7 protein-coding genes are annotated in these 12,032 nt (G+C 49.0%); 3 read left to right on the forward strand and 4 right to left on the reverse strand.

Annotated features, from left to right (window positions below; all coding sequences use genetic code 11):
- Positions 1–160 precede the first annotated feature (160 nt).
- From MJ770_RS10385 to rpmE, 4 genes are all read right to left on the reverse strand, one after another.
- Entirely contained in the window at positions 161–1,591 is a 1,431-nt protein-coding gene (locus MJ770_RS10385) for an OprO/OprP family phosphate-selective porin (protein ID WP_239253690.1), read from the reverse strand.
- 221 nt (positions 1,592–1,812) lie between these two features.
- Complete coding sequence (locus MJ770_RS10390; RefSeq protein WP_239253695.1) at positions 1,813–3,483, reverse strand: ArnT family glycosyltransferase; 1,671 nt, start codon at positions 3,481–3,483, stop codon at positions 1,813–1,815.
- Positions 3,484–3,495: 12 nt separating this feature from the next.
- The gene (locus tag MJ770_RS10395; protein WP_239253697.1) at positions 3,496–3,648 is read right to left on the reverse strand and encodes a hypothetical protein; all 153 of its coding nucleotides are present in this window, start codon (positions 3,646–3,648) and stop codon (positions 3,496–3,498) included.
- A complete protein-coding gene (gene rpmE, locus MJ770_RS10400; RefSeq protein ID WP_239253701.1) occupies positions 3,629–3,850 on the reverse strand; it encodes a 50S ribosomal protein L31 in 222 nt (73 codons plus the stop codon). Before rpmE ends, MJ770_RS10395 begins: the two co-directional genes overlap by 20 nt.
- A gap of 469 nt (positions 3,851–4,319) precedes the next feature.
- Between rpmE and MJ770_RS10405 the strand changes: the two genes are divergently transcribed.
- From MJ770_RS10405 to hemE, 3 genes are all read left to right on the forward strand, one after another.
- Positions 4,320–9,005: a glutamate synthase-related protein gene (locus MJ770_RS10405; protein ID WP_256448822.1), complete on the forward strand. Its 4,686-nt coding sequence runs from the start codon at positions 4,320–4,322 to the stop codon at positions 9,003–9,005.
- Positions 9,006–10,433: a glutamate synthase subunit beta gene (locus tag MJ770_RS10410; protein ID WP_239253703.1), complete on the forward strand. Its 1,428-nt coding sequence runs from the start codon at positions 9,006–9,008 to the stop codon at positions 10,431–10,433.
- 397 nt (positions 10,434–10,830) lie between these two features.
- Entirely contained in the window at positions 10,831–11,895 is a 1,065-nt protein-coding gene (gene hemE, locus MJ770_RS10415) for a uroporphyrinogen decarboxylase (protein WP_239253706.1), read from the forward strand.
- Positions 11,896–12,032 lie beyond the last annotated feature (137 nt).

Consider the following 12,032-nt stretch of genomic DNA (forward strand, 5'->3'; position numbering starts at 1 on the left):
AAATAATGCAACATAACATCAATAGGTTATGTTTATTTCAGCGTCGACTAATTATGTAATTTTTAAAATAAAGTTCAACCGATTTTGGCGGCATCGCAATTCACATTAATCGGGTTGAGGCAGAGTATCACTAAAATTGTTCAGACCGCACGTGCGCTGACTAGAACGCCCACTGAGTGCGGAAAGTCATTACATCAATATTGTCCGGTTGGCCACCGTTTAGTTTTGTCACAGGGGAACCTTTAAGGTCAAAGCTTCTGCTGTAATCCGCCATCAAACGTACGTTTTCATTCAGGTGCCAGTTCATTGCCACTGTAACTCTCTTCTCTTCTCCGCCATGAATATCTTTGGAAGTCAGGTCGCTCTCGTCATAACGAAGTGCCAGCTCCAAAGCGCCAAAGCCAGACTTGCCTGTCAGAAACCTTTTTCTGGGTTTAAAGCGTTTAAATTCTCCATCTGAACCTTTATAAGAGCGGGATTCACCTGTCAGAGTCCATCCTGCCTGTACGTAGAAAGCGTTAAAATCGAGTGAAGGCAAAATGCTCTCCCGTTGTACCTTTGCCGTTGTGTATTCACCTTGTATTGAGAATGGGCCACGCATAGCGGCTAGTTCCAAGCCAAACATCGTGGCATTCTCAGCAGTAGCAATGCTACCCGTATTGGTCAATTTCAGATTGGACATATGCGTTGTTTCATGAACGAAGGCTGTACCAGCGTTATTGAAACCATCACTGCCACTTGTAGTACGATAACCAGCAAAGCCACCAATATGAATCACTTCATTAGGCGTATTGATTGGTGCGAAGGTCACACGAGTTGAAGCGCCAAAACCTTCACCTGCTGTAGTGGAAGGAGTTGAGCTATTACTTTTATTTGCATCCATAGAATCGCCATAAATTCCCGCTTGCGCAGACCAGTTTTTATCTGACTTCTTTAAGTTCAAACCGATAGCACGGTCAAAAAGGGTTGCAGTTAAAGTGTTTACCAGCGAACGTTCAGTAAACATAATGTCGTTGGAGCTTTCCTGTAATTCCATACTGATGTTCTGCTTTTGATGACCGACAGTAATCTGAGCAAAATCCGAGCCGGTATAAGTCAGAAACAGATCCTTCACCCCTACTTCATTGTCGCCAAAGTCAACTTCTGAAATGAACTTAAAGTCGTTATACAGCGTACCTTTGAAGACGATACGGGCTCGACGAATCTCGGTGCCATCGTTTGCATGTATGGGATTACCACCTTTTTGTAGGTTGTCACTATTATTGTGGTAGGTCGCATCTGCATGCAGACGGCCGCTAAAGCCAAACTTAAACTGGCCATCCGCAGTTTTAAAGCCTAAGCCTTTTTTGTTCAGCGTTGTTTTTACGCTTTGGGGATCTACTACGGTAGCTGATGTTGTCATAACTGGTTGGAAATCTCCCATTTTTACTCGGTTGGGACCGGGCTCAGAGAAAATCTGCTTGGTTTCCTGATCGACATAAATTGTCAGTGTTTGTGCATCATTCGAAGCAAAGACTTGAGCTGATGCTGCGAAAAGTAATGGTACGATTACAGCGGTTAACTTCAGTTTAAATGTACTGGTCTTAGTCATTCCCATGCCTTCCTTTAATAATCTAGCGCCCATTTTTGGTTTGCACTCAACCGTGCACAACTTAAAGCCAGCTTTAAGTCACTCATGCAAAACAACGGTTAGATTATCAAGACTAATTATTACAGGAATATTAATAAAAACGGATAAGTTGCTGACTAGTAGATAAATCTCCACCAGCCAAAGAATTTCCAGAAATACCTGGAGTTAATATCGGTATAGCGCTATGGCTGGGGGATAACTTGCTTTTGTGCAATTGGTTCGATGCGTTGATACAAACGGAAAGGTTGGGATTTAACCCCCTTGCGATTGCCTTCCCATAGCCTGACCCAAGTTGTTTCGTTATCCACTAACTTGGCGGCACGTTCTCCTTCTACCAGCAGCAGATCGCAAAAAAGTTGTGATTGAGCGTGCGTAGTGATATTCCCCATATATTCCAACATGGCGCGCTGGGTATCGCCTACATCCAGGCTCGCAATGCAGCCATGGTGTGCGGGAATTGCCTGTTTGAGAGAAGCGACCAGGCCGCGATAGCTCTTGCTGTTGTCTAGCCATGGTAGCCATAGTGTCATGGCAAGTACCCACAGCAGCGTTACGCCGCTGGCCCAGTTAAGCACGGCGCGGCGCATAGAGCGTCCAACGCGCCACACCATCAACAGCCACAGTACGGTGGCAGTTACAGCAATCCAGAATGTTGTGGCATGGAAAGCTGGTTCGAAACCAGGCTGATAGTCTTTAAGCCAACTGGTAATCTTGGCATGATTATCCTGTAGTAACCCGGCCCAGCCCCACCACATCAAAATGGCGACAAAACTGAACGTCATAATGCCGAACCAATCTAGTGCGTTGGCGGCTCCCCGGCGCAGGGTGGAAAGCGCTGCAGTTGCAAGCAAAGCTAATGGCAGCAGTATGGGCAAAGCGAACACTTCCTTGATATTGGGCACCACGCTTAGCGTAATCAACATCACGAAAAAGCTCACCAGTAGCAGCTGAAATTCCGATTCCTGCAGCAGTCTTCTCCGCGCCTCCCACACTGCCCAAGCAGCTAATGGCAACGCAGGCCACGCGAACCAAGGCAATATTTTTACGTAATATAACGCCTCTGCATAATCACCACCTTGAATATAGTCAATCCAGCTACCAATGTTAAGCGTCCAAATCCATTCCATAAATAGCTCTGGCGAACGTTGGTATAACAAAAAAGGCCAAATTGTTAACCAAGGCAACGCAAACAGTAGTGCGAAGCCCAAACTGGAAAGGAAGGGGCGTATGCGCCATGTACGGAACAGCAGCAGCGCGACACTGATAAGCACGAATAGCGTAAGAGCGATAAAACCCTTGGCCATAAAACCGATACCTACGCCATTACCAATGAGCATGCCTGCCAATAAAACACGGCGCATGCTTAATGTGTAGCCGTATATCATCATTGCGCAGCCAGTGAGCAAAGCAAGATCGGTTATAAGCTCATGGGAGCGTACCAGCATGCCGAGGCACCCGATTAGAATGATCGCAGTAGTCCAACCGCTGCCTCTCCCGAATAATTCGCGTCCGGACAGCCCTATGAATAACAGCGTAAGAGCGGTATAAAAACCGCTTGCTAGGCGCGCGCCATCATGTAGCTCCAGCAAAGGGGAAAATAGTTTGGCGAAAAGCGCGGCTGTCATGTAGAACAGCGGTGGCTTGCTCATGTAGGGTTCGCCAGCCAAGGTGGGAACTAGCCAATCACCACTTTGCAGGATGTGATAGACCAACCCGAAACTATAAGCATCGTCTGAATGCCACGGGCCATGCCCTACCAGCCCTGTACCCAACCACACCACGCATAGCAGTGCCAGCAACCAAGCCTTGGCTGTCGTGATAGGGTGTCCTTGTGTCGGGGGGTAGGAAAACATGAGTTGATGCGCTTAATCCAAAATTTTGGTGCGCTGCCCTGGTTTGGGCTTATAGAGCACTTGAGCAATCATTACCCTGTTGAAATTAGCAACAAAAAAAGGCAGCGTCCGCTGCCTTTCATTTGTTGCTAATTGTTCAATTTCATTATGGCGCAGATTTTGCACCGGGTTTGCTATATTTTTGGCGGAACCTCTCCACTCGACCAGCAGTATCCACGATTTTTTGCGTGCCGGTATAGAATGGGTGACAGTCCGAGCAGACTTCTACATGTAGTGGTTTACCCATAGTCGACCTGGTTTTGAATGTATTACCACAACTGCAAGTAATTGCGATCTCATCGTATTGTGGATGAATGTCGGCTTTCATTTTGGCTTCCTTAAAACATTGAGGACTTAAAACTTAACTTATTGAGAGCTTGGAAAAATTAAACCAACATGCGCTAACGCACATAATAAGGGCATAGATTATCCCTGAAAGGAATCCCCTACGCAACTTTATATGACATCGTAGTATTTTACAATTCAGAAATAAGACTTAATGAAGGGGGGTTTAGCCTGATCGAGATAACTTGTTCTGATTTGATCTAATTAATAGGCACTTCGTCGTTAAATTGTCTTGTCGATTTTTTTCCAAGTCCTTTTATCGTTGTCATAAAAAAGGTATTCGAACAATTTTTTCTTTATTGAAGAGGCTCTAGGTTGCTGTTCGTCCCGAGACAAGGTAATATTTCCGCCCTTTCGCCATGTATTTTTTTGCATAGAATATTCGGATAGCGCTGTGGCGATTTGTGTCGCCACTTTTTTGTGGGTTAGTGATTTTTATTGAGGAGCAACGCGTGAGTCATTCTTCGTTGCCGGTCCGGCAGGGTTTATATGACCCGAGCCATGAGCACGATGCGTGCGGGGTGGGCTTTGTGGCGCACATCAAGGGTAAGCAGAGCCATGACATGATATGTCAAGGTCTGCAGATATTGAAAAATCTTACTCATCGCGGCGCAGTGGGCGCTGACCCTTTAGAGGGAGATGGTGCGGGTATTCTTATCCAGATTCCAGATGCATTTTTACGTAAATCGTGCGCTGCACTGGGTATATCCCTGCCGACGATAGGCAGTTATGGAGTTGGGATGTTGTTCCTGCCGCGCGATGCGGCAGCACGTGCCGCCTGCGAACAGGTAATTACCGACAAGATTGCTGAAGAAGGACAAGTCTTGTTGGGCTGGCGTGATGTACCGGTAGACAATAGTGGCTTTGGCGAGAGCGTTAAAGCAGTTGAACCGGTGATACGCCAAGTGTTCATTGGATGTGGTACGGACTGCGCGGATATCGATAGCTTTGAGCGCAAATTATTCGTCATTCGCAAAATTGCTGAGCACGCTGTGCGCTGTCTGCCAAATGAACAAGGGCAGAATTTCTATATACCGTCGTTTTCCGCACGCACTATTGTATACAAAGGGATGTTGCTGGCCGATCAGGTTGGCAAGTATTACCTTGATCTGCAAGATGAAGTTATGGTCAGCGCATTGGCGCTGGTACATCAACGTTTCTCCACCAATACTTTCCCTTCTTGGGATCTGGCGCATCCATTCCACATGATTGCGCACAACGGCGAGATCAACACTTTGCGCGGTAATGTGAACTGGATGACAGCGCGTCATGCAGCGATGTCTTCCAAGCTGCTCGGCGCAGATCTGGAAAAATTGTGGCCATTAATTGTGGAAGGCCAATCCGATTCCGCCTGTTTTGATAATGCACTGGAGTTGCTGGTGGCAGGCGGTTATTCGCTGCCGCACGCGATGATGTTGCTGATTCCTGAAGCATGGTCAAGCAACCCATTGATGGATGAAGAACGCCGCGCATTTTATGAATACCATGCTGCGTTAATGGAGCCGTGGGATGGTCCCGCTGCCGTGGCTTTCACGGATGGTCGCATGATCGGTGCGACGCTGGATCGCAACGGGTTGCGTCCGGCGCGCTATCTGATTACAGATGATGATTTGGTGTTGATGGCATCTGAAATGGGTGTGCTGGATATTCCGCAATCCAAGATTGTGAAAAAATGGCGACTGCAGCCGGGCAAGATGTTTCTGATCGATTTGCAAGCTGGCCGCATCATAGACGACGATGAGCTGAAGCAGCAGCTCGCTACCGCAAAACCGTACCGAGAGTGGATTGAAAAATCACGTTATTTCCTCGGCGACCTGCCTGGTGCGGACATAAAGGAATTACCCAAGGAAAGCTTGTCTGATGCCAACCTGCTAGATACTCAGCAGGCATTTGGCTATTCGCAGGAAGACATCAAATTCATTCTCGCACCCATGGCTACCGCAGGAGAAGAGGCCACCGGATCTATGGGCAATGATGCCTCTTTACCTGTGCTGTCAGGTAAAAACAAGGTGCTGTACAATTATTTCAAGCAGCTTTTTGCCCAGGTGACTAACCCACCAATCGATCCGATCCGTGAAGAGATCGTCATGTCGCTTACCTCGTTTATTGGACCAAAGCCCAATCTGCTCGGTATCGACGAGACCGATCCACCGCTGCGTCTCGAGGTGCATCAGCCTGTGCTATCCGATGAAGACTTAGCCAAGCTGCGCGACATCAGTACATTAACTCAAGGACGTTACAAGGCACTGGTATTGGATATCACTTATCCTGTAGCGTTGGGAGCAGCGGGTTGCGAAGGCGCTATCAAGGCGCTGAGTGTGGCAGCCGATCAGGCGGTGGCGGATGGTTGCAACGTGCTGATTTTGTCCGACCGTGCGGTTTCAAGTGCACGCGTGGCGATTCCTGCCTTACTAGCTTGTGCGGGGGTGCACCATCATTTAGTACGCGAAGGGCTACGCACCAGCACTGGGCTAGTGGTGGACTCCGGATCTGTACGTGAAACCCATCACTTTGCGCTGCTTGCAGGTTATGGTGCCGAGGCAATATGTCCGTGGCTGGCATACGAGACTATTGCTACTATGAGCGATTATTTACCTGCCGGCCTATCGGACAAAGATGCGAATAAGCGTTTCATTAAGGCAGTGAACAAAGGCTTGCTCAAGGTTATGTCCAAAATGGGCATCTCAACTTACCAGTCTTATTGTGGCGGGCAGATTTTCGAGGCAATCGGCCTGAATGCTGATTTTGTGTCACAGTATTTCACCGGCACGGCGACCCAGATCGAAGGCATTGGCCTTCATGAGGTTGCAGAGGAGGCGGTACGTACTCATCAAGCAGCTTTCGGCAACGATCCGGTGCTGTCCAATGCGCTGGAGGCAGGCGGAGAATATGCGTATCGTGTGCGTGGTGAAGAGCATATGTGGACGCCTGATGTTATCGCCAAGCTGCAACATGCCACACGTTCCAACAATGGGCAAACGTACAAAGAATATGCCAAGTTAATTAACGACCAGACTCAGCACATCAAGACCTTGCGTGGCTTGTTCGAAATTAAGCCAGCTGGCGCACCAGTGCCGCTGGCAGAGGTAGAGTCGGCGAAAGAAATCGTTAAACGTTTTGCCACTGGAGCAATGTCTCTGGGGTCTATTTCCACAGAAGCGCACACCACTTTGGCCATCGCAATGAACCGCATCGGGGGAAAGTCCAACACGGGCGAGGGTGGCGAAGACGCAATGCGTTTCAAGACGATTGAAGGCGGCGAGAAACTATCTGAAATTATTGGCAAGGGTCGTATTGAAGCAGATCAGATTTTGTTGCCGGGCGATTCATTGCGCTCCAAAATAAAACAAGTGGCATCCGGTCGCTTTGGTGTGACTGCGGAATATTTGTCTAGCGCCGATCAAATTCAAATCAAGATGGCGCAGGGCGCCAAGCCCGGTGAAGGCGGTCAATTACCTGGTCACAAGGTGTCAGAGTATATTGCTAAACTTCGTTTCGCCATACCTGGTGTGGGATTGATTTCACCGCCACCGCATCACGATATTTATTCCATTGAAGACTTGGCACAGCTCATTCATGATCTGAAGAACGCTAATCCGCGCGCCTCCATTTCGGTCAAGCTGGTATCTGAAGTGGGCGTTGGCACGGTGGCAGCCGGTGTGGCCAAAGCTAAAGCAGATCATGTAACTGTTTCCGGCCATGATGGTGGTACGGGTGCATCACCACTGTCTTCCATCAAGCACGCCGGTACCCCATGGGAGCTTGGGCTGGCGGAAGCTCAGCAAACGCTGGTGTTGAACCGGTTGCGTGGTCGTATTGTGTTGCAGGTGGATGGCCAGCTGAAGACTGGACGCGATGTATTAATTGGTGCATTACTCGGCGCGGATGAGTTCGGTTTTGCCACAGCTCCACTAGTAGCGGAGGGCTGCATCATGATGCGCAAATGCCATCTCAACACCTGCCCAGTAGGCGTAGCTACGCAAGACCCTGAACTACGCAAGAAATTCACTGGTCAGCCTGAGCACGTGGTGAATTATTTCTTTTTTGTGGCCGAAGAAGTACGCGAATACATGGCGCAGATCGGTATCCGCAAGTTTGATGATCTGATTGGCCGTAGTGAATTACTTGATGCCAAGCATGTCATTGCACATTGGAAAGCCAAGGGTTTAGACTTTTCCAAAATTTTCCATCAACCTGATGTACCCGTTAGCGTGGCGCGCCGCCATGTCGAAGAGCAGGACCATGGGTTGTCTCAGGCCTTGGATCATCAGCTCATTGCCGAAGCCATGCCTGCATTGGAAAACAGGTTGCCGGTAATAATTGAAAGCCGCATTCGCAATGTTAACCGCACCGTTGGTGCCATGCTGTCGCATGAAGTGGCCAAGCGCTTTGGCCAAGCGGGATTGCCGAACGATACCATTACGGTGAACTTACAAGGCACGGCCGGACAGAGTTTCGGCGCTTTTCTTGCGCATGGCATTACCCTCAATTTATCTGGAGAGGGCAATGACTATGTCGGCAAAGGGTTGTGTGGCGGGCGCATCGTGGTGCTACCGCCCAAGGAATGCAACATAGTGGCCGAGGAAAATATCATCGTTGGCAATACCGTGCTGTATGGTGCTACCAGTGGCGAATGCTATTTCCGTGGAGTGGCTGGCGAGCGTTTCGCAGTGCGTAATTCCGGCGCTATTGCGGTAGTGGAAGGCTTGGGCGACCACGGTTGCGAATATATGACCGGCGGTATAGTGGCGGTGCTGGGTCAAACTGGGCGTAATTTTGCTGCAGGCATGTCCGGCGGCATCGCTTACGTACTAGATGAGGATGGCGGTTTCGAACGTCGTTGCAATCTTGCAATGGTGCAACTGGAACCGGTACCAGACGAGGCTGCTGCGAGTGAACTGGGTGAAGTCGAGACACATGGCCGGGTGCACTTTAACCACCTCGGCAAAGCTGATGAGCATGTTTTGCGCGACATGGTGAGTGCGCATCTGCGCTACACAGGCAGTGCCCGCGCTGAGGATATTCTAAATAATTGGGCGCGCTACTTGCCGAAATTCGTCAAGGTCATGCCGACTGAATACCGCCGCGCATTGCAGGAAATCGCGGCGGAACAAACCAAGCAATTGGAGGCCGTATAAATGGGTAAAATTACCGGGTTTATGGAATTTGACCGCTTAAGTGAGCACAGCTTGCCGGTCGCGGAACGCCTGAAAAACTATAAGGAGTTCATACCACGTCTGACCGACGAACAGACTGCTGTCCAAGGTTCGCGCTGTATGGACTGTGGTATTCCATTTTGTACCACAGGTTGTCCAGTAAATAACATCATCCCGGACTGGAATGATTTGGTTTATCGCGGCAATTGGAAGCAGGCGCTGGACGTGCTGCACTCTACCAACAACTTTCCAGAATTCACCGGACGTATCTGTCCTGCACCGTGCGAGACGGCCTGCACATTGACCATTAATGACGATGCGGTAGGTATCAAATCAATCGAGCATGCCATCATAGATAAGGGCTGGGAAGAAGGCTGGGTGATACCAAAACCAGCACAGACCAAGTCCGGCAAGAAGATTGCCGTAGTTGGCTCTGGCCCAGCTGGCTTGGCTTGCGCGCAACAATTAGCACGCGTTGGTCATGACGTGGTGGTATTCGAGAAAAATGATCGAATTGGTGGTCTTTTGCGCTATGGCATTCCCGACTTCAAACTCGAAAAGACGCACATCGACCGTCGCATTGAACAAATGCGCGCCGAAGGTGTGGAATTCCGCGTCAATCAGAATATCGGCGTGAATGTGCCGGCACAACAAATAAAAGATGAGTTCGACGCAGTGGTATTAACAGGTGGGGCTGAGCAACCACGCGACTTGCCAGTACCAGGGCGTGAATTGCAGGGCGTGCATTTCGCAATGGAGTTTCTGCCGCAACAGAACAAAGTAGTGGCGGGAGACACGGTGCCCGATCAGATTAAAGCGACTGGTAAACATGTGGTGGTGATCGGTGGTGGCGACACGGGCTCTGACTGTGTAGGCACATCCAACCGCCATGGCGCAGCTTCGGTAACTCAGTTTGAGGTCATGCCGCGCCCGCCCGAACAAGAGAATAAGCCACTGATCTGGCCTTACTGGCCAATGAAGCTACGCACTTCCAGCTCTCATGATGAAGGTTGTCAACGTGATTGGGCTGTGGCAACCAAAGAGTTAACCGGTAAAAATGGCAAAGTTGAAAAATTGCATGCCGTACGCGTCGAATGGAAAGACGGAAAAATGCAAGAAGTGCCGGGCAGCGAAATTGAAATGCAAGCCGATCTCGTGCTTTTAGCTATGGGCTTCGTCAGCCCGGTACAGCAAACCCTGGCAGCATTCGGCGTTGAAAAGGATAGCCGCGGCAATGCCAAGGCTGTCACTGATGGAATGGGCTATTATCAGACATCGGTGGACAAAGTGTTTGCTGCTGGAGATATGCGGCGCGGCCAGTCGCTAGTTGTGTGGGCAATACGCGAAGGCCGCCAAGCTGCGCGTGCAGTGGATGAATATTTAATGAGTAGTTCCAGTCTACCACTCTAAATCGAGTGGTCCATATCAGGCACTAAATGACCGGATGCAATCAGAAAACTACGCTGATCTCACGTAATAGCCGCTGCCCCGAGGTACTTACTCGGCAATTCAGGGCAATTGGTGCTATGGAACATATAAGTTAGCTGCACTTGCGACTGGCACCCAATAACCCATCCCCGTCTGTGACAGTTGATACGGCATCAAAATAACGTAGGCATCCCTTCTTTCAGGATCTGGGTACTTAAAAACGATGTTACCTTCCCGGATTTTGAGTTTAGCTGCTTCACCAATGATGCAGACCAGTTGCATAACCAGGTTACCTGCCAAATTTCTCTGGTAAGTGGAGGCCGAGAGGTTATGGATAAACCTGTTTAAATTTAGTCAGTATAAATTGAAAGAGAACAACATGAATTTCAAGTTAAAAAATGACACCTTCCTGCGCGCTTTGCTGCGTCAGCCAACTGACTATACCCCCGTGTGGATGATGCGCCAGGCTGGACGATACCTGCCAGAATACTGCGCTACGCGCAAACGTGCCGGCAGTTTCCTGGAGCTATGTAAAAGCCCGGACATGGCTACAGAAGTTACATTACAACCTCTGGATCGATACCCTCTGGATGCTGCGATTCTGTTTTCTGACATTCTCACCATCCCGGATGCGATGGGTCTTGGATTGTATTTCTCAGATGGAGAGGGGCCTAAGTTTGAGCGCCCATTGCGCGATGAAGCTGCCATCAAAGCATTAAAGGTTCCTGACATCAATAAAGATCTGCGATACGTCACCGATGCCGTGTCGCAAATTCGCAAAGCGCTGAATGGAAGCGTGCCATTGATAGGTTTTTCTGGTAGCCCGTGGACTTTATCTTGTTACATGGTGGAAGGCGGTGGCAGCGCCGATTATGCACGTGTTAAAACGTTGATGTACAAAGAACCCAAGCTGATGCACCACATTTTGAGTATTACTGCGCAAGCAGTAACGCAGTATCTAAATGCACAAATTGAGGCGGGGGCGCAGACCGTGATGATTTTTGACTCCTGGGGTGGTGTGCTTTCGCATGCTGCTTACTACGAATTTTCATTGCCTTATTTGCAGCAAATCGTGCAAGGGCTGAAACGTGAACATGACGGTGTAAAAATACCAGTGATTGCATATACCAAAGGTGGTGGCTTGTGGCTGAATAGCATCGCCGACATTGGCTGCGATGCGGTAGGCTTAGACTGGACCATGGACATCGGTATAGCGCGACAACAAGTAGGCGATAGGGTTGCGCTGCAAGGTAACTTGGATCCGGCTGTACTATTTTCCACGCCGGAAATTATCCATGCCGAGACAGAACGCGTGCTGGCTAGTTATGGCTATGGCGGCGGTCATGTATTTAATTTGGGACATGGCATTTCTCAATATACAAATCCAGACAATGCTGCGGCAATGGTGCAGGCAGTGCATGAGTTAAGCCGTAAATATCACTAAAAATGCCAGATTTGCCTCTGGTTATACACAAATCGTGCATCTATCCATTATGAGAAAAGTCTTAATCATAATATTAGATCGTAAAATTTAATATATTGTTTTTATTAGCAAATAATTATGCCTACAAAATGAGCGAA

Source organism: Candidatus Nitrotoga sp. M5 (assembly GCF_927904885.1).
Taxonomy (GTDB): Bacteria; Pseudomonadota; Gammaproteobacteria; order Burkholderiales; family Gallionellaceae; genus Nitrotoga.